The organism is Streptomyces sp. SD31 (assembly GCF_052068475.1).
Classification (GTDB): Bacteria; Actinomycetota; Actinomycetes; order Streptomycetales; family Streptomycetaceae; genus Streptomyces.
This window is the reverse complement of sequence record NZ_JBQHCX010000009.1, coordinates 248,462-269,891: the sequence shown is the minus strand read 5'-3', so window position 1 is coordinate 269,891 and position 21,430 is coordinate 248,462. Positions and strand designations below refer to the sequence as shown.

Genomic DNA, 21,430 nt, shown 5'->3' with positions numbered 1-21,430 from the left:
CTTGGCTTCCTTCCGAGGGTTCCAGAAGTCGTACGGCCCCTCTGAGCCGGTCGCCGAGGCAACTGTCGCCTGAGCAACTCAGAGGGGCCACACGGGAGTTACTTGGTGAGGTGGCCCGGCCCGAAGGCCTGGGGCAGCATCTCCGAGAGCGGCAGGATGCCCGCCGGGGTCTCCAGCAGCAGATCCGGGCCGCCGAACTCGTACAGCAGCTGTCGGCAGCGGCCGCACGGGACCAGGGGGTCGCCGTTGCCGTCCACGCAGGTGAAGTGGGTCAGGCGGCCGCCGCCGGTGTTCTGCAGCTCCGAGACCAGTCCGCACTCGGCGCACAGGCCGAGGCCGTACGACGCGTTCTCGACGTTGCAGCCGGTGACCGTACGGCCGTCGTCGACCAGGGCCGCGACGCCGACCGGGTAGCCGGAGTAGGGGGCGTACGCCCGGGACATGGCGTCCCGGGCCGCCGCGCGCAGCTTGTCCCAGTCGACGTCGTGGGAGGCGGCCGAGGTCACTTGCCCTGGCCCTTCCGGTACGGCAGGCCGTTCGCCCTCGGCATGCGCAGGCGCTGCGCGGACAGCACGAGGACGACGAGCGTGATGACGTACGGCGTGGCGGAGACGACCTGGTTCGGGACCTCGTCGGTGCCCGCGTACCAGGCGAACACCAGGGCGCCGATGACCGCGGTGATCGCGGCCTGGACATACCTCTTGGAGATCACGAGCCAGATGGCGCCGATGATCAGCAGGAGCGCGCCGAGCAGCAGCAGGGCGTGGACGTTCTCGGCACCGCCGCGCAGGTTGAGGCTGTCGGTGTAGCCGAACAGGCCGGCGCCGATGGCGAGGCCGCCCGGCATCCAGTTGCCGAAGATCATCGCGGCGAGGCCGATGAAGCCGCGGCCGCTGACCTGGCCCTCCAGGTAGAAGGGGTTGGCCACGATGGACAGGAAGACGCCGCCGAGGCCGGCCAGGCCGCCGGAGATGACCACGGCGATGTACTTGTACTTGTAGACGTTCACGCCGAGGGATTCGGCCGCGACCGGGTTCTCGCCGCAGGAGCGCAGCCGCAGGCCGAACGCGGTGCGCCACAGGATCCACCAGGTCGCGGGGATCAGGGCCACGGCGATCAGGGTCAGCCAGGAGACGTTGGTGACCAGGCCGCCGAGCAGACCGGCGACGTCCGAGATGAAGAACCAGCCCTGGTTGTTGAGGTCGCGCAGCGCGTCGGACAGGCCCGGCACGGTGAAGTTGCCGAGGGATTCGACGGCCGGGGACTGCTTGGCGGAGCCGCCCTGGTGCCCCTCGAAGGCGAGGGGCGCGAGGTAGCGGGTGGCGCCCAGGGCGAGGATGTTGATGGCCACACCGGAGACGATGTGGTTGACGTTGAAGGTGACGGTGACGAAGGCGTGCAGCAGGCCGCCCAGGCAGCCGCCGATGATGCCGACCAGGACACCGGTCCACGGGCCCCACTGGAAGCCGGCCCAGGCGCCGAACCAGGTGCCGAGGATCATCATGCCCTCGAGGCCGATGTTGACGACCCCTGCCCGCTCGGCCCACAGACCGCCCAGACCGGCGAGGCCGATCGGCACGGCGAGCTGGAGCGCGGTGGACATCTGGCTGACGTTGGTGATGCCGTCGGCGCCGGTGATGATGCGGACGATCGAGGTCAGCGCCAGCGCTCCGGCGATGACCAGCAGCAGGACGGGCCACGACAGGCGGCGGCCCGTCGGAGCCGCGGGCTGCAGCGTGGGCTGGTTGACATCGACCGCTGAAGTCTGCGGGGTGGTCATCGGCCTGCCACCTCCTTCGTGGTGTTGTTGTCGGCGCCGAGGACGTTGCCGGCGGCCAGCTCCGCGCCGACCCGGCGCTGCTGGCGGCGCAGGCCCCACTCGCGTACGGCCTCGTAGGAGACGACGACCGAGAGCACGATCAGGCCCTGCATGATGACCGCGATCTCCTTGTCGTAGTCGTGGAAGTCCAGCTCGGGCGACGCCTTGTCGAGCCAGGCCCACAGCAGGGCGGCGAACGCGATGCCGACGGGGCTGTTGCGGCCGAGCAGGGCGATGCCGATGCCGAGGAAGCCGATGCCGGTGGGGAAGTTCAGGCTGTAGGTGTGGGTGTCGCCGAGCAGGATCGGCAGGCCCGCGAGACCGGCGATGCCGCCGGAGATCAGCATGGCGGTGAGCACCATGCGCTTGGGGTCGACACCGCTGGCCGCGGCGGCCGTCTCCGAGGCGCCGGAGGCGCGCAGGTCGAAGCCGAAGCGGGTGCGGTTGAGGACGACCCAGTAGCCGATGCCGAGCAGGACGGCGAGGAAGACCAGGCCGTAGATCTCGCCGGCGTCGCCCATGTCGATGCCGGGGACCCAGCCGGACTCGTGCATCTCGCCGGTGGTGTTGTTGTTGCCGACCTTGACGCCGAAGACGTTCGGCAGCCACAGGTAGGCGATGACCGACGTGGCGATCGCGTTCAGCATGATCGTCGCGACGACCTCGCTGACGCCGCGGGTGACCTTGAGGACACCGGCGATACCGGACCAGAAGGCGCCGGTGCACACCGCGGTGAGGAGCAGCAGCGGGATCTGGAGCGCCGCCGGCAGGTTCGCGTGGGCGCCGACGATCGCGGCCATCATGGCGGCGAGCTGGTACTGGCCGTCGACGCCGATGTTGAACAGGTTCATCCGGAAGCCGATGGCCACCGCGAGAGCCGCGATGTAGTACATCGAGGCCTGGTTGATGACCAGCACCTGGATGTCCGAGAAGCCGATCTGCTCGAACATCAGGGTGTACGGCTCGACCGGGCTCTTGCCCGAGGCGACCAGCACGATCGCGCTGAGCACGAAGGCCACGGCGAGCGCGATGACCGGTCCGGCCACCGCGAGGAGCACGCGCTCCTTGTCGAACTTCTTCATCAGCGGGCCTCGTCTTCCGGAGACTCGGGAGACTTGCGAATCTCGGGGGTGTCCGGGGTTTCGGGGGTCTCTTCGTGTTCCAGGTGACCGGTGACGGCACCGGTCATGGCCGAGCCCAGTTCCTCCGGCGTGATGGTGGCGGGGTCGGCGTCCGCGACCAGCTTGCCGTTGTAGATCACGCGGAGGGTGTCGGACAGGCCGATCAGCTCGTCCAGGTCGGCCGAGATCAGCAGCACGGCCAGGCCCTCGCGGCGGGCCTCGCGGATGTGGTCCCAGATCGCGGCCTGCGCACCGACGTCCACACCACGGGTCGGGTGGGCGGCGATCAGGAAGCGCGGCTTGTGGCTCATCTCGCGGCCGACGATCAGCTTCTGCTGGTTGCCGCCGGACAGGGATGCGGCGGTGACGTCGATGCCGGGGGTGCGGACGTCGTACGCCTCGACGATGCGGCGGGTGTCCGCCTGCGCGGCCTTCGGGTCCAGCCAGACGCCCTTGGCGTTGGGCTTCTCGGTGACGTGGCCGAGGATGCGGTTCTCCCAGAGGGGGGCCTCCAGGAGCAGGCCGTGGCGGTGGCGGTCCTCGGGGATGTAGCCGATGCCCTGCTCGCGGCGCTTGCGGGTGGCCCAGCCGGTGATCTCCTCGTCGATGAGGGTGATCGTGCCGGAGTCGGCGTGCTTGAGGCCGATCAGCGCGTCGACCAGCTCGGTCTGGCCGTTGCCCTCGACGCCGGCGATGCCCAGGACCTCGCCCGCGTGGATGGTGAAGGTGATGTCGTCCAGCAGGGCCTTGCCGCCGGCCGTCTCCAGGCGCAGCTTGTCCACCGTGATGACGGGGCGGTCGGTGACGGTCGACTCCGCGGTCTCCGGCGTCGGCAGCTCGCTGCCCACCATCATCTCGGCGAGCTGGCGCGGGGTGGTCTCGGAGGGGACGGCCGTACCGACCGTCGTACCGCGGCGGATGACGGTGATCTCGTCCGCGACGGACAGCACCTCGCCCAGCTTGTGGGAGATGAAGATGACCGACAGGCCCTCGGACTTGAGCTCGCGGAGGTTCTCGAAGAGCGCGTCGACCTCCTGCGGCACCAGGACGGCCGTCGGCTCGTCCAGGATCAGCGTGGTGGCGCCGCGGTAGAGGACCTTGAGGATCTCCACGCGCTGGCGGGCGGCGACGCCGAGCTCCTCGACCAGCCGGTCGGGCTCCACGCCGAGGCCGTAGCGCTCGGAGATCTCCTTGATCTTCCGGCGGGCCTTGGCGCCGATGCCGTACAGCTTCTCGCTGCCCAGCACGACGTTCTCGAGGACGGTGAGGTTGTCGGCGAGCATGAAGTGCTGGTGGACCATGCCGATGCCGCGGACGATGGCGTCGGCCGGTGACGAGAAGGTGACCTGCTCGCCGTCGATCGCGATGGTGCCCTCGTCCGGCTTCTGCATGCCGTAGAGGATCTTCATCAGCGTCGACTTGCCGGCGCCGTTCTCACCGACGAGGGCGTGGACGGTGCCCTTGCGGACGGTGAGGTGGATGTCGTGGTTGGCCACGACGCCCGGGAAACGCTTAGTGATCCCGGCGAGTTCGACGGCGGTCACCTGACCGTTGACCGCCGCGCCGGCCGGAGGGCTGCTGGACGCGTTGATGGCGCACTCTCCTGGGGACGGGGGTCGTCTACGCGCGTAGCGCCCCTATGGCCTGAAAGGGGGCCGACGCACCGCGACAACGGGGTACGGGGAAGGCCTCCCACGGGAGAGCCTCCCCGTACCCCGTTGAGCGGACGTAACCCCGGGGTTACCGCTGCTCAGGGTGTTGCTGTAAGTCAGCTCGTCTTGACCTTGATCTCGCCCTTGACGATCTTCTCCTTGGCCGTCTTGATGGCTTCCTGGACCGCGGTGTCGTCCGCGAACTTCGGGTTGGAGTTCGACAGGCTCACCTGGCCGGTCTTCAGATCGCCACGAACGATACCGGTCTCGGGCTTACCGTCCTCGACCGACTTCGCCAGGGTGTAGACGGCCTTGGCGACGTCCTTCATCGCCGAGGTCAGGATGGAGTCCTTGTACTTGGCGAGGGCTTCCTGCTTGTACTGGTCGGAGTCGACGCCGATCGCCCACACCTTGTTGGCGGCGGCGGCCTCGATGACACCCTGACCGGACAGACCGGCGGCCGCGTAGACGACGTCGGCCTTCTTCTCGATCTGGCCCTCGGCGGCCGACTTGCCCTTGTCCGGGCTGGAGAAGCCACCCTCCTCCGCGGTCTGCGTGAGGTACTGGGAGAGGACCTTGACCTTGGGGTTCGTGTCCTTGACGCCCTGCTCGAAGCCGGCCTGGAACTTGTGGATCAGCGGGATGTCCACGCCGCCCACGAAGCCGACCGTGTTCGTCTTGGTGCTCTTGGCGGCGGCGACACCGGCCAGGTACGAGGCCTCCTCTTCGGAGAAGACCAGGTCGGCCACGTTCTTCGCCTGGACCGTGGAGTCGTCGACGATGCCGAAGGTGGTGTCGGGGAACCGCTCCGCGGCGGCCTTCACGGCGGTTGCGTACGCGTAGCCGACGCCGATCACCGGGTTGTAGCCCTGCTTGGCCAGCGACACCAGTCGCTGCTCCTTGTCGGCGTCCGTCTCACCCTCGGTGGGCTCGAGGTCGGCGGTGTCGTACTGGAACTCCTTCTTCGCCTGCTCCAGGCCCGCGTACGCGGCGTCGTTGAAGGACTGGTCGCCCTTGCCGCCGACGTCGTACGCGATGGCGAGGCCCTTGTCGCTCTTCGACTCCGACGACGAGGCCGAGGTCGAGGTGCCGCCGCAGGCGGAGAGCGCGAGGGCCAGAGAGGCGGTCGCTGCGCCTGCGACCGTGATCCGGGAAATCCGGCGCATGTGTAGAGCTCCTGTCGTACTAGCGCCGGACGGTACAGCTCGGGACAGCTTCACAGCTACGGCGCTGGCTTTCGCCGCAGATTAACGCGCGTAGACCTGCCTGAAAACCCCTTCTGTCCACCTTGTTATGCGCCCGTGGCCAACACCACGTCAGACCTTGACCAAGGCCTTGCCGACAGCAAACGCAGGGTGGCGGTGGGTGACGCGGCGGTCCGGGAACAACGAAGCGGGCGGGCACCCTGGGATGCCCGCCCGCTTCACCGGTGTACGTCGGTGACTACCGTCGTATTACTCGGTCTCGACCTTGATGGAGTTACTCGGTCTTGACCTTGATGGAGCCGTCGATGATGCCTTCCTTGGCCTTCGCCACGGCGTCGGAGAGGCCGGTGATCTTCGCGAACTCCGGGTTGGACTCGGACAGGCCGACGCCGTTGACCTTCAGGTCGAAGGTCTGGGTGCCGGTCAGCGGCTTGTCGTCCTGGACGGACTTGGCCAGCGCGTAGACCGCGCCGCCGACGTCCTTGAGGGCGGAGGTCAGGATGTAGTTCTTGTAGTTGGCCAGAGCCGCCTGCTTGTACTGGTCGGAGTCGACGCCGATCGCCCAGACCTTGGCCTTCGCGGCGGCCTCGATGACGCCCTGACCGGACAGACCGGCCGCCTGGTAGACGACGTCGGCCTTCTTCTCGATCTGGCCCTCGGCGGCGGCCTTGCCCTTGTCGGGGCTGGAGAAGCCACCCTCCTCGGCGGTCTGGGTCAGGTACTGCGAGATGACCTTGACCTTGCCGCCGCTGGTGTCCTGGACACCCTGCTTGTAGCCGGCCTCGAACTTGTGGATCAGCGGGATGTCCACACCGCCCACGAAGCCGACCGTGTTGCTCTTGGTGGCCTTGGCCGCCGCGACGCCGGCCAGGTACGAGGCCTGCTCCTCGGCGAAGACGAGGGAGGCGACGTTGTTGCCCTCGACCACGGAGTCGACGATGCCGAAGGTGGTCTTCGGGTACTTCTTGGCCACGGCCTCCATCGCGGGGCCGTAGGCGAAGCCGACGCCGATCACCGGGTTGTAGCCCTGCCTGGCCAGCGAGGACAGCCGCTGCTCCTTGTCGGCGTCCGTCTCACCCTCGGTGGGCTCGACGTCATCGGTCTTGTAACCGAACTCCTTCTGGGCCTTCTGCAGACCGGCGTACGCGGCGTCGTTGAAGGACTGGTCGCCCTTGCCGCCGATGTCGTACGCGATGGCGAGACCCTTGGCGTCGCCGGTGCTGTCGCTGCCGCTGCCGTTGTCGCTGCTGGTACCACCGCACGCCGTGGCGGCGAGCGCGATCGACGCGACCCCCACCGCGACACGGGTCAGTTTGGATGTCCGACGCATCGTGAAGTCCCCATTCTCCAAGCCCCGCAGTGGGTGCTGAGTTCGGCGCACAGTAACGCGCGTAGACACTCCTGGGAACGGGGTTTCACCGTGCCGTTATCCATTCGTGCCGATGGCCGGTTACGTCCTTGTGAACCACCGGATCGAAAGGCACGCGCAGGGCGATTACCCCCTTTTGTGCACCGCACGCTCCGCGCATGAGGGATACCTTCAGCGTGATGGCGCACAGGACCGCCGACCATGGGGCCAGACTCCCTCGCCTACGCGCCGGCTGCAAGCGGAGCGAGGGGGTCAGGGGCGGGGGGCTGTGTTCGACATGCGGCTCCGCCGCGCGGGCGCGACCAGCCACAACGAGCCCGCAGCCGCCGCACGACCGCACCCTTACGGCGAGCACGCTCCGACTAAGCCGCGGCGGCGCCGAGCAACGCCGCCGCCGTGAAGAGTTCCACGCCCACCGTGATGGCCGACTCGTCGACATCGAAGTCGCCCTGGTGCAGGTCACGGCCGATCCGGTCACCCGGCGTGCGTACGCCCAGGCGGGCCATGGCGCCGGGGACGTGCTCCAGGTACCAGGAGAAGTCCTCGCCGCCGAGGCTCTGCTCGGTGCCCTCGACGGAGTCGGCGCCGAGCCGGGCGGTCATGGCGGCGCGCAGCAGCTCGGTGGCGGCCGGGTCGTTGACGACCGGCGGGACGCCTCGGACGTAGTTGATCTCCGACTTGGCGCGGTGGAGGTTGGCGATCTCGTCGATGGCGGCGACGACGAGGTCCGGCGCCTGCCGCCAGGTGTCGAGGTCCAGGCAGCGCACGGTCCCGGAGAGCTCGGCGTGCTGCGGGATGACGTTGGGGGCGTGGCCGGACTCGACTCGGCCCCAGGTCACGGCGAGGCCGCTGCGGGCGTCGGTGCGCCGGGCGACGAGAGCGGGTACGTCGGTGACGACCCGGGCGGCGGCGGTGACGAGGTCGGTCGTGAGGTGAGGGCGAGCGGTGTGCCCGCCGGGACCGTCGAGGGCGATCTCGAGCCGGTCGCAGGCGGATGTGATGGCGCCCTGCCGCAGCCCGATCTTCCCGGCGTCCACCTTGGGGTCGCAGTGCAACGCGAGGATTTGGCCGACCCCTTCGAGCACCCCGCACTCGATGACGTCGGCGGCGCCTCCGGGGAGCACCTCCTCGGCGGGCTGGAAGAGCAGCCGGACGGGACGGGGCAGCTGCCCGCGCTTGTGCAGCTCGGCGAGCACCAGCCCCGCGCCGAGCACCACGGCCGTGTGGACGTCGTGGCCGCAGGCGTGCGCCCGGTCGGGGACGGTCGAGCGGTACGGGCACTCACTCTTCGTGTCCGGGATGGGCAGGCCGTCGATGTCGGCGCGCAGCGCGAGCATGGGCCGCCCGCCGTCCGACTCCCCGACGTCCCCGATGTCACAGATGAGCCCGGTTCCGATGGCGAGCACGCGGGGCTGGAGGCCGGCCTTCTCCAGGCGGGCCTTGATCGCGGCGGTCGTACGGAACTCCTGGTTGCCGAGCTCCGGGTGCATGTGCAAGTCGCGCCGGAACTCGATGAGTTCCGCACGGAGCGCCTCCGGCAGGGTGCCGGGAAGGGCGGCTTCCCCGGTGTGATCGGCCTCGGACTCTGGGGACATCAGTTGGTTCACCCTCTAAAGGGTAGGACGCTGGGGTGGCCAACTGACCCTCGATCAACAAAAGTTCAACCCGTTTGAGGAAGAAAATCTGGCCGCCCGACGCATAGGTATCGGTTTGGGTGGGTAAACTCGCGCAACTTCCACCGAGTCGATCATGGAATCGACGGAGAGTGACGACACCCATCCACCTCAACGCATACCACGCCTCACGGAGTGTCGTCGGTTTTGTTCACCTGTCGGGATCGCACACGCCCGGTGCATGCCCTGGCCGAGCTTCATGAATGAGACAGCCGCCACGTCGGGGCGGCTGCCGATTCCCCAGCCTTGCGCCTTCGCCTCCCCCGTGGCTGGCGCTCCGCCTGTTCGAGTCCAGTAGTGCGCTTCAACGCTGCTGCGTCGCGTGCGGGACATGTGGGTGACGGCCGGTCAGGGAGTTCGAGTAGCACCGGCCACCTGTTCGAGATCTCCCAGACGGGCTCTGACCTCGTAAAACGACCTGTTCGCCATGGTGTGGAGTACCCGCCGGCTGCCTACTCTGAGTTTCGGGGCGCCCTCTCCTGTGACGGACTCTTGAGGCAGAGGAGACTGACTTGACCGACCTCGTACTGCTCGCGGGCGGATCAGTGACGATGACCCACCACGTCACCGGCACCTACTTCATGTGCAACGACTGGCACGACGGTGTCGGCAATCACACCCAGACCTGGGCACAGGACCCATTCGCCAAGGACAACACCTCGCACCGCTGGTTCCTGAGGCAGAACTCCGACGGCACCGTGTGCATCGAGTCGTACGCCAACCACCGCTGTCTCACCGCAGGGGCCAACCCGCCCGACACCGTGACCCTGCGAGAACGCACGGACAGCCTCAACCAGCACTGGCGACTGGTCTCCCACTCGGAGCGGGGCAACGACTTCTACATGGTCTCGGTCGTGCACCCGCGCTACGCCCTGGCCATCGCCGACCACCTCCAGGGCAACGACCGGCTGGTCGGCCTGACCCGCATGTGGGGCGGCCCGAACCTCTCCCAGCTGTGGCGGATCTACCCCTCGTCGGAGGACCAGGGATGACTCCGGACGAGTAGGGACCACGGCATCGGCGAGGGTGCGGATCCAAAACCCCGGGTCGCCGCGCACCGGCGCGCGAACCCGGCCACCCGCACCCTCGCCCTCCCCTGACCTGCCGGTTTCTCCTACTGATGGAGGTCAGGAAGGCCCTTGGCGCCGCCTTGGCCAAGGCCGACCTCCAGGTTCAGGCCCGTGTCCTGCGTGAACCGCAGGGCGACGAGCAGCGCCCCCGCGCGTTCCTCCTGGCGCGGAGGGCGGCGTAGGGGCGCATCGAGCTGTTTGCGGCTTCCGGCTAGATCGCGCTGACCGCCGACAGCCGGTGCACGTCCCGCGCAGTCCCCGTAACCCCCGACAAGAACCCCTGAGCCCGAGGCGAAGCATTCTCCGTCAGCCACGCCGGGTCGATGTCGCAGACCGCGACCCGCACCTCAGTCCCCGACAGCGCCAGCGGCAACGTATGCACAACCGTCGACGGAAAGCTCAGGATCGTGCGGCCGATGGGGCCGCGGCGGGCGATCAGCTCCAGGGGGAGGTCCGGCCGTACGACCTCCAGGCCCGTCTCGACTGCCAGGCGGTGGAGCTTCTCCGCGCTCTCCCTGCGGTGGGCGAAGTAGCGGGTGGCGCCGTGCGTCTTGGCCAGGGAGCGGACGGCCTCCAGGTAGCGGTCGTTGTCCACGACGCCGGTCTCGACGAGGGACGTGCCGACCATGTCCGCGCCCTTGGTGATGCGGGGCGGGCCGAAGCGGTCGCGGGTCCAGGCGAAGGTGTTGGCGGTGACCGTCACGCCGTCCGGGGTCTTCTCCATCGGCATCGACGAGAAGATCTCGACGCTCCGGCGCTCACTCGGCGTCAGCCGCTTCCGAGCCGCTGACGACACCGGCGCGAAGACCAGGTCGCGTGGCCCGGGTCGGCCGCCCTTGCGGTGCCAGCGCACCAGGCGCTCGCCACGCGCGAGCTGGGCGACGAACTCCATGGTGGCCGTGCCGTCGTCCACCACGACGAGGTCGCGCGCCTTGGTGATCGTCAGCAGCAGTTGGACGTAACGGGAGAAGGGGTCCCCCAACACCACGCGTTCGGCCCGGCGCAGCAGGCCCGCGAGGCCGCCGATCGTCTGGAAGGGGGCCGCCGCGCCGCCCCGCGCCTCCTCCCAGCGGACCTCGTGCCCGTCGTCCCGCGCCAGCTCGGCCATCCGGCGCAGCTGGCCGCGGGTCATGGGGTCGATCGGGGACAGGACGACGAGGGTGAGTCCCGCGCCGAGGGCGTGCTCGCGGGCGTGTGCCCACTCCAGCACGTTCAGGAGCTGTACCGGGCTCTCGACGAAGGCGAGAGTGTGGGGGCCGGTGTTCCCGGCTCGGTGGCTCATCGACGTACGACCGTCCCGTCGTAAGGCGCTCATGCGGCGCTCGTTTTCAGCTCGTGTTCCGGCTGGTGCTGCCACGAGCCCGAAGGGCGCCGAACCCGAGCGCTCCCTCTCGGGGCACTCGGGGTCGGCGCACTCGGACTCGGTGCCGTCAGGCTCAGACCTGGACCGGCTCGCCCGCCGCGGCGGCGATCTCCGCCTCGGCGACCACACCGGCGACGCGGCGCAGCTTCTTCATCGGGCCGAGCTCGGAGTCGTAGACCTTCTTGACGCCGTCGCCGAGGGAGGCCTCGATGGTGCGGATGTCGCGGACGAGGCGCGTCAGGCCCTGCGGCTCGACCGAGGCGGCCTGGTCGGAGCCCCACATCGCGCGGTCCAGGGTGATGTGGCGCTCGACGAAGACGGCGCCGAGGGCGACCGCGGCCAGCGTGGTCTGCAGGCCCGTCTCGTGGCCGGAGTAGCCGATCGGGACGTTCGGGAACTCCTTCTCCAGCGTGTTGATCGCGCGGAGGTTGAGCTCCTCGGCCTTCGCCGGGTAGGTCGAGGTGGCGTGGCACATGAGGATGTTGTCCGAGCCGAGGACCTCAACCGCGTGGCGGATCTGCTTCGGCGTCGACATACCGGTGGAGAGGATGACCGCGCGGTTGGTGGCGCGCAGGGCGCGCAGCAGCTCGTCGTCGGTCAGGGAGGCGGAGGCGACCTTGTGGGCGGGGACGTCGAACTTCTCCAGGAAGGCGACGGCCTCGGTGTCCCACGGGGAGGCGAACCAGTCGATGTTCTTGCTCTTGCAGTACTCGTCGATCTGGCGGTACTCGTCCTCACCGAACTCCACGCGGTGGCGGTAGTCGATGTAGGTCATCCGGCCCCAGGGGGTGTCGCGCTCGATGTCCCACTGGTCGCGCGGGGTGCAGATCTCCGGGGTGCGCTTCTGGAACTTCACGGCGTCACAGCCGGCCTCGGCGGCCACGTCGATGAGCTTGAAGGCGTTCTCCAGCTCACCGTTGTGGTTGATGCCGATCTCGCCGCAGATGTAGACGGGCTTGCCCGGGCCGACCTCACGCGAACCGAACGAGCGCAGACGGGAGTTGGTGCTCATGGCAGAAGATGTCCTTACTTGGTGAGGGAATCGAGAGAGGGGCCGAGGATCCAGCTGGCGATCTCTCGGATCGCGCCGTCGCCACCGGGGGTGGTGGTGACCGCGCGTGCGGCGCCGCGCACGACGTCGTGGGCGCTGCCGACCGCCACGGGCCAGCCCACAAGGGCGAAGCACGGGAGGTCGTTGACGTCGTTGCCGACGTAGAGCACGCGCTCAGGCGCGATGCCCTGCTCCTCGCACCACTGCTTGAGTGCGAGGTCCTTGCGGTCGATGCCGTGCAGCACGGGAATCTGCAGCTTCCGTGCGCGGGCGGCGACGACCGGGTTCTGCTCCGTGGACAGGATCAGCATCTTCAGCCCGCTCTTGCGCAGGGCGGCGATACCGAGGCCGTCTCCGCGGTGCACGGAGACGAACTCCTTTCCATCGGCATCGATCAGCACCCGGTCGTCGGTCTGGGTGCCGTCGAAGTCCAGTACGACCGCGTCGATCTCGTCGGCGGTCGGGAGGGCGCCGGGCCGGTCCGCGTCGAACAGCGGCGCCAGCGCGCGGGCGCGGGCCAGGTCGTGGGGATCGTCGATCTCCAGGACCCGGGCGGGGTCGGTGCGCACGAGCTCGGTGCGGCCGAAGAAGCGGTGCTTGTGCTCGCGGAAGCCGTCGGCGTCCATCGCGTAGGCGGCGCCGGTCTCCAGGAAGTCCTGGGGGCGGTCCTGGCGGCGCGGGCGGAAGGACTTGTCGTGGTTGACGCCGTAGCCGCCGCCGGAGGTGGTGGTGCGGGTGGCGACGGTGTCGGTGCCGCCCTCGACGGCCTCGCGCTCGGCGCGCAGCGCGGCCGGCTCGTCGTCGCCGTGGCGCCACACGAAGCCGTGGAAGGGGGCGACGGTCAGGGAGGTGTCGGCGCCGTTGGCGACGATGGCCTTGACCACACCGTCGATGTCCTCGCGGACGATGAAGGGGCTGGTGCACTGCACGAGCAGGACCACATCCACCGGCGAGCCGTGCAGCGCCTCGTGGGCGTCCATGGCGTGCAGCACGGCCGCCTCGGAGGTGGCGGTGTCACCGGCGATCGCGGCGGGACGCAGCACGACCTCGGCGCCGGCCTGGCGGGCGGCGGCCGCGATGCCCTGGTCGTCGGTGGAGACGACGACGTCCGTGACGAGTCTCGAGGCCCGGCACTCACGCACGGCACGAGCCACCAGGGGCACACCGCCGACGGGCATCAGGTTCTTGGCGGGCACGCCCTTGGAGCCGCCGCGCGCGGGGATCACGGCGAGCACGCGCGGCACCGAAGTGCCTTGCCCTGCTTCCGACTTGGACATGGGTTCTGCTCCTTGACGTGGGGTCTGGCGGCTCACAGCTCGCCCATCCGCCGGATGACCGGCGCCACGCGCTGCACGCCGTGGCGGTAGGCGCCGCGCGCCGCCCGGCGCACTATCTGGCGGACCGGGCCGGGCTCCTTGTCGTGGGCGGGGGCGCCGGGCAGCGGGCTGCCGTCGGGGCCGAGGTGGTGGCGGGCGAGGATGCCGGGCAGATAGCCGGGCGCGGTGGCCGGCGTGTAGTACGGCGTGAGGGCGGGCAGGCCGCCCGGGCGGTCGAGCAGCTTGGCGATGCGCTCGCGGGCCGCGTCGAAGGCGGTGGCGTACGAGCCGTCCGCGACCACGCCCTGCCGGGACACCCACTCCTCGTCGGGCGTCGGGCGGTGTCCGTCGTCCAGCTGGTCCCAGGAGGCGAGGCAGCCGGAGCCCACGAAGTGGTGGTTGCCGAGCGTCTCGCGCACGCCGAGGTCGGTGAGGACGACGGTGGGGATACGGCGGTGCAGCGACTCCAGCGCCGCCGTGGAGCTGATCGTGACCAGCAGGTCGGTGCGGTCGAGAACCTCGCCCATGTTCCCGTACACCAGCCGGAAGTTGGCCGGCGGTTCGAGCCGCTGCACCAGCTTCTGGTACGGCAGCTCCTCGATGTGCGTGGTGTGCTCGCCCGGCTTGGAGCGCAGCTTGAGCAGCACCTCGCGCTCGGGGTGCTTGCGGGCGTGCTGGATCAGGCGGTTCAGCAGGTACGTACGGTCCCTGCGGTTGTCCGGCACGGAGGGCTGGGCCGCGAAGACGACCGTGTACGGGTCGTGCTCACCGGCGTAGGGCTCCCCGCCGAGGAACGGCAGCGCCACCTCGGTCACCGCCGAGGAGTCGGCGCCGACCCCGTCGTACACCGCGCGGAAACGCTCGGCGTCCTGGCGGGAGTTGGCGAGGACGAGGTCCGCGCCGTGCCGCAGCAGCAGGCCGTCGGCGAGCTTCTCGTAGACGACGCCGACATAGCCGGTGACGACCACGGGGCGCTGCGCCTGCCCCTCCCAGACCCGCTTCAGGCCGTGCAGCATGGCCTGGACGCCCCCGCCGACGAGGGAGAGGACGAGGACGTCGTACGACTCCTGCGCCATGGTGCGCAGGAACTCGACGGCGGTCACCTCACGCAGGGAGTCGGCGTGGACGCCGACCTCCTGGAGCTGGCGGGGGGTCGGGGTGGCGCGGCCGCGCAGGAGATATCCGTCCAGGCGGATGTCCGAATCCTCCGGGGCGATGCGGTTCGCGGTGAGCGCACCCCATTTCCACCGGGTATCGGAATCCGCGAGTACGGCAACTCGCCGGGTCTTCGTCGCACTTACTGGCACGTCGAAGACGCTAGGAAGCGATGGAGAGGTTCTGCCCAACCCGAATGCAACAAACGGTTAACAGCACATCGACGAACGGAGAATCAGGGCCCGAAGTCGTCGAAAAAAAGCCTGGTTCACGGCATCGCCACGCGTCGTTCACCTGACATCAAGCTCCGGGTAAAGACGGGTGACGGGCCGCCCCCTAACGTCCTTCACGTGGTCAAGCTCTCCGTCATCGTGCCGTTCTACAACGTGCAGCAATACGCGCCCGACACCTTGAAGAGCCTGCGTGCGAACACACGCGAGGACTTCGAGTTCATTCTCGTCGACGACTGTTCGACCGACGGGACACCGGACCTGCTCGCGCGCGCGGAGCGTGAGCTGCCGGGCGCGGTGGTCGTCGGACACGAGCAGAACGGAGGGCTGGCCACCGCGCGGAACACGGGCATCGACAGGGCGCGCGGCGAGTATCTGACGTTCCTGGACGGCGACGACTGGCTGGCGCCCGGCTACTTCCCGCAACTCGTCGCGGCCATCGAGGAATTGGGCTGCGACTTCGTGCGCACCGACCATGTGCAGTGCACGGGGCGGGCGCGCAGCATCCACCGGGTGCCGCACGGCCGGCGCTGGACGGTGATGAACCCGCGGGAGGCGATCCTGCCCGCCGACCGGTCGACGTCCGTGGACTACGCGTACGCGTGGGCGGGCGTCTACCACCGCCGCCTCGTCGACCGCGGGGTGCTGCACTTCACCCATGGGCTGCGCACCGCCGAGGACCGGCCGTGGATCTGGAAACTGCACCGGGAGGCGGAGTCGTTCGCCGCGGTGGGACTGCTGGGCGTCCACTACCGGCGCGGAGTGGCGTCCTCACTCACCCAGATCGGTGACGTCCGGCAGTTGGATTTCATTCGTGCGTTCGATCAGGTAATCGAGGAAACGGCGGCCGATCCCGAGGCGGATAAGCTGCTTCCGAAAGCCGTGCGCACTTATTGCGCCGTCATGGCGCATCATCTCGGCCACATCGAGAGGTTCGAACCGGCCGTGGCTCGAAAACTGCGCTCGATGAGCGCCGCCGCCCTGAAAAGAATGCCGCAGGACGTGCTCACGGAGGTAATGGACTCGATGGACGCGCAGCGAGCCTCCCGGCTGCGGCGGGTGCGCCGCCGGTCGATGGGCGCCCGGACGGTGGCCGCCTGATGCCGCGCACCACCCAGATCTTCTGCGCCTCGACACTGTACGGCGCCGCGACCCTCGCCGCCGCCCTGGACGCCGGGCTCTTCGAACCGGCCGACCGCCGGCTGCTGCTGGTCACCAACAACGCGACCAACCCCGAGATCGCCCCGTCCGTCGACGCCATGCCGGGCTTCACCCCGATCAGTGAGCGCTTCGACGAGGTGCGGTCCTGGAACGCGACCATCTCCCCCTTCCACCCGAGCGGTTGGTCGCCGCGCGCCGACGACATCCCCATGTGGGAGCGGTACGTACGGCTGCTGTGGGGCCTCGGTGACGACGAGATCCAGCTGGCCGTCGAGTCCGTGCAGGCCAACCCGGCCCTCGCGCTGTGCCAGCTGTTCACCGGCGCTCCCGTCGACGTCTACGCCAACGGCCTCACGAGCTACGGCCCCACGCGCGACAAGGTCGATCCGCTCGTCGGCACCCGTATCGGCCGCCTGCTGCACCTCGACCTCGTCCCGGGCCTGACCCCGCTGCTGCTCACCGAGTTCGGCGTACCGTCCGAAATCGTGCCGTCCGAGGCGTTCTTGAAGGTGGTCGGCGAACTCGCCGAGGGCCAGGACGACCTGGCCGGCGGTTCTTCCTCCTCGGATGACCGACCGGCGTTGCTGCTCGGCCAGCACCTCTCCGCGCTCGGCATCCTCACCGACGCCGAGGAGGCGGAGCTGCACCTCCAGATGGTGCGCGGCGCCGTCGAACTGGGCCACCGCGACCTCGTGTTCAAGCCGCACCCCCTCGCGCCGGCCCACTGGTCGAGGCTCCTGGAGGACGAGGCGACGAAGCTGGGCGCCCGACTCACCTTCCTGGACCGGCCCGTACTCGCCGAGGTGGCCTTCCAGCGGCTGCGGCCCGCCCTGGTCGTCGGCTGCTTCTCGACCGCGCTGCTCACGGCCGCCGGCCTGTACGGCGTCCCGGTCGCGCGGGTCGGCACCGACACCCTGCTGGCCCGGCTCACGCCGTACCAGAACAGCAACCGCGTGCCGCTGACCATCGTCGACGCCCTGCTGCCCGACAGCGCGGACGCCTCCGCGGTCAGCGGCTGGGAGATGCCCGCGCGTAAGCGGGTGGACGAACTGGCCGCGCTGCTCAAGGCGGTCGGGTTCGCCATGCAGCCGAAGATCTACCCGGGGCTGCGCGGCGCGGCCGAGACCTACCTCTCCCAGCACCTCAACCCGCACACCTGGCGCTACTTCAAGCGCAAGCGCCTGACCTCGCTGGCCCTGCCGGGCGCCGTACCGGCCCAGCTCTCGTTCATCCCGCGCAACGCGACCGTACGCCGACTGGCGCGCCGGGCGCGGGCATTGAAGCGGGTGGCCGGCCGAAAGTAACGGACAAGGGGTGGTCGTTCATCCATGTGACACCTTTGCGCTCCCTGAGCGTCAGCCGTCACTCACCTTTCACCCGTCGGAGGTACGTAGGTTCGGTTGTCCCACGACTCCCACGAGAAGGGCCCCACGATGAGCGCGGCTGACCAGGCCACGGCACCGCACATACGGCTGCCCCTGTCCGACCGGCCGCCCGTCCGGCCCCGGGCGGCGAGCCGGCTGCGCGCCCTGGACGGCCTGCGGCTGATGGCCGCGCTGATGGTGTGCATGTACCACTTCACCGGCAAGAACGGCGAGGTGGCCACCTCCTGGGACCAGTCCCCCGGCGTCATGTTCCCGACGCTGTCGCAGCTGTCCACCTACGGCAGCCTGGGCGTGCAGTTCTTCTTCGTCATCAGCGGCTTCGTGATCTGCATGAGCAGCTGGGGCCGCAGCCTCGGCGACTTCTTCCGCTCCCGGATCTCCCGCCTCTACCCGGCGTACTGGGTGGCCATCGTCATGGTCACCGGCGCCGCGGTCCTGCTGCCGGTCGTCGTCCACCCGGTCCGGCCGGACGAGTTCCTGGTCAACCTCACGATGATGCAGCAGCCGCTGGGCGTGCCGCGGGTCCTGGGGGTGTGCTGGACGCTGTGGGTGGAGCTGAAGTTCTACGTGCTCTTCGCGCTGTTCGTGATCTGGAAGGGCGTCACCTACAAGCGGGTGGTCACCTTCTGCATCCTGTGGACGCTGGCCTCCGCCTTCGCCCGGGTCGCCGACAACCCGCTGACCGACGAGCTGGTGATGCGCGACCACGCCCCGTTCTTCATCGGCGGCCTCGCGCTGTACCTGATCCACCGCTTCGGCAGCGACCTGCTGCTGTGGGGAATCGTCGGCATGTCCTTCCTGCTGGGCCAGCGCTACTCGGTCATGGCGCTGTGGCACCCCGGTGCCCAGGGCGAGTTCCACCGCTCCCCGTACGTCATCCAGGCCATCGTCTTCTGTGCCTTCGCCGCCGTCGCGGTGGTGGCGCTGGGCTGGACGAGCTGGGCCAACTGGCGCTGGCTGACGGTGGCGGGGGCGCTGACGTACCCCTTCTACCTGATCCACGAGCACCTGGGCTGGTTCTTCATCCGGGTGCTGCACCGGGGCCTCGGGCTGGGCTCCTACGCGACGCTGGCCCTGTCGGTGCTGAGCCTGCTGGTGCTGGCCTGGCTGATGCACCGGTTCGTGGAGAAGCCGTTCGGGCCGAAGCTGAAGCGGGCGCTGCCGGCGGTTCGGCCGCATTAGGCCGTGGTTCGAGTGCGGGCCGGTGGGGGCTGGTCGCGCAGTTCCCCGCGCCCCTGGTGGGGGGCGCTGCGCGCCTCCCACCCCCACCGGCATACCCGGCGTTACTTCCGCGTCGTCTGCCGCAGCTGCCGTACGGCCTTCCTCACCGCCGGGTGCCTGCGCAGCGCCTCCGCCCTTACCGGGCTGCCACCCGGCAGGCGCAGGCTGGTGAGGCGGCGGCGCTTGAAGTAGTGCTGGTACCGGTTCAGGTTGCCGGTGAGCCAGGCGGCCACCTCGTCGCGCATCGTGTGGTGCTTGCGGGACTGCATGCAGTAGCCGACGCTGCGCACCAGCGGGGCCAGCTCCTCGGCCATCCCGGCGAGTTCGAGCTGCGAGCCGAGCTCGGCGTGCTCCGCGTCGGGCAGGGCCGCGTCGATGATGGTCAGCGGGATGCGGTTGCTGTTCTCGTACGGCGTGATGCGTTCGAGGAGCAGGTCCGTGCCGACGCGGGCGACCGGGATGCCGTAGAAGGCGGCGGCGGTCATCAGCGCCGTCGAGAAGCAGCCGATGACCAGCTTCGGCTTCAGGAACGCGAAGACGGTTTCGGCGAGGACGGGCTCGTTCAGCACCGTGAGCTTCACGCCGAGTTCGGCGGCGACCGCCTCCAGGGACTCGTTGAAGACGGCGGGCGCGCTCGGGTGCGGCTTGAACAGCACGTCCTGGTGGCCGGCCCGGGCGGCGGCGCGCAGGAAGCGGATGTGCAGCTGCTCCTCCTCGTCCTGGGTGATCAGGTCGATGGCCGAGAGGTACTGGCCGAGGAGGACGGCGGTGGGCGGGTTGTCGGCCGGGAGGCGCTCGGCGAGGATGCCGGCGCCGGACTCGCCGATCTGGGCGAGGACGTCGACGATCGCCTCGTTCGGGACGGCCTCCGGCTCGACGCCGTACTCGGCGAGGAGCATGGGCCGCAGTCCCGGCACCAGGTCCAGGTGGAGGACGCGGGCGATACGGCTGCTCATGCCGTGCGGGATGCGGTTGCGGGTGGGGCCGTAGCTCATCAGGCCGTCCGCGTACACATGGATCGGGCTGTCCGCGAAGATGTCCGCGACCGCACGCGAGGGGTTGGCCTGGATGGACTCGCAGGCGATCTCGACGGGCTCGTCGCCCAGGTTCCAGGCGAGGCGTACGGCCTTCTCCCACAGCAGGGTGTCCTGGCCGCGCGGGGACCAGCCGGCCGGGTGGTGCGGGGAGATGAACTCGTTCCAGGAGCGCACCTCGTCGAACTCGGGGCGCAGCTTCTCGAAGCCGGCCATCTTGTCCAGCGGGGTGCCGACCTCGGGGATGGCGGCCGTGTTGCTCACGACGAGGATGCGGCGGACGCCCTCGCGCGGGCCGAACTGGCCGGCGCGGATGGCGGCGGTGACGGTCGCGGCCGCGTACTGCGTGGCCGAGAAGAAGATCTGGATCATGCCGCCACTCCCTTCATGCCGCCCCGTATCCGACGCAGCATGTACACGCGTTCCTCGCCCATCCCGACGAGGGCCTCTTCCAACTCCTCCTCCGACATCCTGCCCAGCGCCTCGGCCGCCATCTGCTTCAGCCTGGCCGCGATGCTGCGCTCGAACCGGCCCCGGCTGAGCAGCTGGTGGGCGATGACGACGCAGTAGTTGCGCAGCGCCTTCTTGCGCAGCCTGCCCACCTCGGGGTCCTCGGCGAGCTCGGCGAGGACGAGGTCGAAGGAGCGGAAGAAGTCCAGCTGGCGGACGTCACCGATCTGGGTCAGCGAACTGGCCACGCCCCGGCGGTAGAAGACGCCGCGCAGGCTGGCGACGGCGTACGACTCGGCCCTGCGGTGCAGGTCCCAGATCCAGGGACGGTCCTCGGCGGTCTTCAGCCCGTCGTGGAAGCGGAGCATCCCGCGGTCCAGGAGGCGGCGGTGGTAGACACCGGCCCAGGCGTACGGGTAGTCGACCATGGTGGTGTCGTCGACGGGGAGGATCGAGGTGCGCGGGTCGAGCGGGGTGTGCCGCCGCCCCTCGGGCGCCCGGTGGACGGTCCGCTCGATGCCGGTGACCTGCACATGGTCGGTCCGCACGAAGTCGACGTCGAACCGCTCGATGGCGTCGACGAGATCCGCGAGATAGCCGGGCGCCAGCCAGTCGTCGCCGTCGAGGAAGGTGAGGTAGCGGCCTTCCGAGGCGTCGATTCCGGTGTTGCGCGCGGTGGCCAGTCCGCCGTTCTGCTCGTGCCGTATCACCCGACTGTTCTTGAGTCTCTTCGTCAGCGTCAGCAGCGCTTCGTACGTCTTGTCCTTGGTGGACCGGTCCTCGACGAAGATGAACTCGAAGTCGTCCCGTTCGTTGTTGACCAGGCTGGTCACGGTCTCGGGTACGTACGACTCGATGTTGTAGCACGGGACGATCACGGACAGGGTGGGTTGGTTGGCCACGTGTGCACACCTGGATTCTCAGCGGGAAATCTCCGTGATCCTAGGAACCGACGGGCTGCCTGAACGCGACACCTCGCCGACCTCCAAGTGAACTCGGCATGACATCACCATGCCGCGGGCCCGCGCGGCCCCTGGCACCGCGCCGGGCTTCGTACGGCATCCATCATTCCGCTACACGATCACCCGCGCGTGTCCATCCTCCGCTGATGAGGTGTGGCCCGAACCGGCGCGGGTGCGCCAGTTCGAAGGATTT

Annotated in this window: 17 protein-coding genes; 4 read left to right on the top strand and 13 right to left on the bottom strand. The window is 69.3% G+C overall.

From position 1 onward, the window contains the following. Positions 1 to 98: 98 nt before the first annotated feature. The 7 genes from ACTMVF_RS21295 to ACTMVF_RS21265 form a co-directional block, all read right to left on the bottom strand. Positions 99 to 506, bottom strand: coding sequence for a cytidine deaminase (locus tag ACTMVF_RS21295; RefSeq protein WP_441272659.1), 408 nt, complete (start codon positions 504 to 506; stop codon positions 99 to 101). Next, positions 503 to 1,780: an ABC transporter permease gene (locus ACTMVF_RS21290; RefSeq protein WP_441272658.1), complete on the bottom strand. Its 1,278-nt coding sequence runs from the start codon at positions 1,778 to 1,780 to the stop codon at positions 503 to 505. The genes ACTMVF_RS21295 and ACTMVF_RS21290 overlap by 4 nt, the downstream gene beginning before the upstream one ends. Beyond that, complete coding sequence (locus ACTMVF_RS21285; protein ID WP_441272657.1) at positions 1,777 to 2,901, bottom strand: ABC transporter permease; 1,125 nt, start codon at positions 2,899 to 2,901, stop codon at positions 1,777 to 1,779. Before ACTMVF_RS21285 ends, ACTMVF_RS21290 begins: the two co-directional genes overlap by 4 nt. Continuing rightward, on the bottom strand, positions 2,901 to 4,484 hold the full coding sequence (locus ACTMVF_RS21280) for an ABC transporter ATP-binding protein (RefSeq protein ID WP_441272656.1): 1,584 nt from the start codon (positions 4,482 to 4,484) through the stop codon (positions 2,901 to 2,903). Before ACTMVF_RS21280 ends, ACTMVF_RS21285 begins: the two co-directional genes overlap by 1 nt. Positions 4,485 to 4,708: 224 nt before the next feature. Then, positions 4,709 to 5,758 carry a BMP family lipoprotein gene (locus tag ACTMVF_RS21275; RefSeq protein WP_441272655.1) on the bottom strand — a complete coding sequence of 350 codons (1,050 nt, stop codon included), beginning with the start codon at positions 5,756 to 5,758 and terminating at the stop codon, positions 4,709 to 4,711. A 313-nt stretch (positions 5,759 to 6,071) separates the two neighbouring features. Then, positions 6,072 to 7,127: a BMP family lipoprotein gene (locus tag ACTMVF_RS21270; protein WP_441272654.1), complete on the bottom strand. Its 1,056-nt coding sequence runs from the start codon at positions 7,125 to 7,127 to the stop codon at positions 6,072 to 6,074. A 401-nt stretch (positions 7,128 to 7,528) separates the two neighbouring features. Then, positions 7,529 to 8,761: a M20 family metallopeptidase gene (locus tag ACTMVF_RS21265; protein WP_441272653.1), complete on the bottom strand. Its 1,233-nt coding sequence runs from the start codon at positions 8,759 to 8,761 to the stop codon at positions 7,529 to 7,531. A 590-nt stretch (positions 8,762 to 9,351) separates the two neighbouring features. On the opposite strand from ACTMVF_RS21265, the gene ACTMVF_RS21260 reads away from it, so the two are divergent. Continuing rightward, positions 9,352 to 9,831 (top strand): RICIN domain-containing protein, encoded by a 480-nt coding sequence (locus ACTMVF_RS21260; protein ID WP_441272652.1) that lies wholly within the window; start codon positions 9,352 to 9,354, stop codon positions 9,829 to 9,831. Positions 9,832 to 10,120: 289 nt separating this feature from the next. On the opposite strand, the gene ACTMVF_RS21255 is transcribed toward ACTMVF_RS21260, so the two are convergent. The 4 genes from ACTMVF_RS21255 to ACTMVF_RS21240 form a co-directional block, all read right to left on the bottom strand. Beyond that, entirely contained in the window at positions 10,121 to 11,191 is a 1,071-nt protein-coding gene (locus ACTMVF_RS21255; protein WP_441272809.1) for a hypothetical protein, read from the bottom strand. A gap of 154 nt (positions 11,192 to 11,345) precedes the next feature. Further along, the gene (locus tag ACTMVF_RS21250; protein WP_301997363.1) at positions 11,346 to 12,284 is read right to left on the bottom strand and encodes an N-acetylneuraminate synthase family protein; all 939 of its coding nucleotides are present in this window, start codon (positions 12,282 to 12,284) and stop codon (positions 11,346 to 11,348) included. Positions 12,285 to 12,298: 14 nt separating this feature from the next. Beyond that, positions 12,299 to 13,600, bottom strand: a complete 1,302-nt coding sequence (locus ACTMVF_RS21245) for a cytidylyltransferase domain-containing protein (RefSeq protein WP_441272651.1) — start codon at positions 13,598 to 13,600, stop codon at positions 12,299 to 12,301. A 32-nt stretch (positions 13,601 to 13,632) separates the two neighbouring features. Then, positions 13,633 to 14,946 (bottom strand): DUF6716 putative glycosyltransferase, encoded by a 1,314-nt coding sequence (locus ACTMVF_RS21240; protein ID WP_441272650.1) that lies wholly within the window; start codon positions 14,944 to 14,946, stop codon positions 13,633 to 13,635. A 198-nt stretch (positions 14,947 to 15,144) separates the two neighbouring features. Here ACTMVF_RS21240 and ACTMVF_RS21235 point away from each other — a divergent pair, with 198 nt between their 5' ends. The 3 genes from ACTMVF_RS21235 to ACTMVF_RS21225 all read left to right on the top strand — a co-directional run bounded on the left by ACTMVF_RS21235 (position 15,145) and on the right by ACTMVF_RS21225 (position 18,752). Further along, positions 15,145 to 16,125 carry a glycosyltransferase family 2 protein gene (locus ACTMVF_RS21235; protein WP_441272649.1) on the top strand — a complete coding sequence of 327 codons (981 nt, stop codon included), beginning with the start codon at positions 15,145 to 15,147 and terminating at the stop codon, positions 16,123 to 16,125. Further along, positions 16,125 to 17,489, top strand: coding sequence for a polysialyltransferase family glycosyltransferase (locus ACTMVF_RS21230; protein WP_441272648.1), 1,365 nt, complete (start codon positions 16,125 to 16,127; stop codon positions 17,487 to 17,489). Before ACTMVF_RS21235 ends, ACTMVF_RS21230 begins: the two co-directional genes overlap by 1 nt. Positions 17,490 to 17,618: 129 nt before the next feature. Continuing rightward, positions 17,619 to 18,752, top strand: coding sequence for an acyltransferase family protein (locus tag ACTMVF_RS21225; protein WP_441272647.1), 1,134 nt, complete (start codon positions 17,619 to 17,621; stop codon positions 18,750 to 18,752). Positions 18,753 to 18,853: 101 nt separating this feature from the next. Here ACTMVF_RS21225 and ACTMVF_RS21220 read toward each other — a convergent pair whose 3' ends face one another. After that, complete coding sequence (locus ACTMVF_RS21220; protein WP_441272646.1) at positions 18,854 to 20,197, bottom strand: polysialyltransferase family glycosyltransferase; 1,344 nt, start codon at positions 20,195 to 20,197, stop codon at positions 18,854 to 18,856. Continuing rightward, positions 20,194 to 21,177: a glycosyltransferase family 2 protein gene (locus ACTMVF_RS21215; protein WP_441272645.1), complete on the bottom strand. Its 984-nt coding sequence runs from the start codon at positions 21,175 to 21,177 to the stop codon at positions 20,194 to 20,196. Before ACTMVF_RS21215 ends, ACTMVF_RS21220 begins: the two co-directional genes overlap by 4 nt. Positions 21,178 to 21,430: the final 253 nt, after the last annotated feature.

Bases quoted from the DNA above. Each gene is read 5' to 3' on its own strand.
- ACTMVF_RS21290 (WP_441272658.1), bottom strand. From the start codon at position 1,780: ATGACCACCCCGCAGACTTCAGCGGTCGATGTCAACCAGCCCACGCTG.
- ACTMVF_RS21255 (WP_441272809.1), bottom strand. From the start codon at position 11,191: ATGAGCCACCGAGCCGGGAACACCGGCCCCCACACTCTCGCCTTCGTC.
- ACTMVF_RS21225 (WP_441272647.1), top strand. From the start codon at position 17,619: ATGAGCGCGGCTGACCAGGCCACGGCACCGCACATACGGCTGCCCCTG.
- ACTMVF_RS21285 (WP_441272657.1), bottom strand. From the start codon at position 2,901: ATGAAGAAGTTCGACAAGGAGCGCGTGCTCCTCGCGGTGGCCGGACCG.
- ACTMVF_RS21275 (WP_441272655.1), bottom strand. From the start codon at position 5,758: ATGCGCCGGATTTCCCGGATCACGGTCGCAGGCGCAGCGACCGCCTCT.
- ACTMVF_RS21220 (WP_441272646.1), bottom strand. From the start codon at position 20,197: ATGATCCAGATCTTCTTCTCGGCCACGCAGTACGCGGCCGCGACCGTC.
- ACTMVF_RS21265 (WP_441272653.1), bottom strand. From the start codon at position 8,761: ATGTCCCCAGAGTCCGAGGCCGATCACACCGGGGAAGCCGCCCTTCCC.
- ACTMVF_RS21250 (WP_301997363.1), bottom strand. From the start codon at position 12,284: ATGAGCACCAACTCCCGTCTGCGCTCGTTCGGTTCGCGTGAGGTCGGC.
- ACTMVF_RS21270 (WP_441272654.1), bottom strand. From the start codon at position 7,127: ATGCGTCGGACATCCAAACTGACCCGTGTCGCGGTGGGGGTCGCGTCG.
- ACTMVF_RS21230 (WP_441272648.1), top strand. From the start codon at position 16,125: ATGCCGCGCACCACCCAGATCTTCTGCGCCTCGACACTGTACGGCGCC.
- ACTMVF_RS21245 (WP_441272651.1), bottom strand. From the start codon at position 13,600: ATGTCCAAGTCGGAAGCAGGGCAAGGCACTTCGGTGCCGCGCGTGCTC.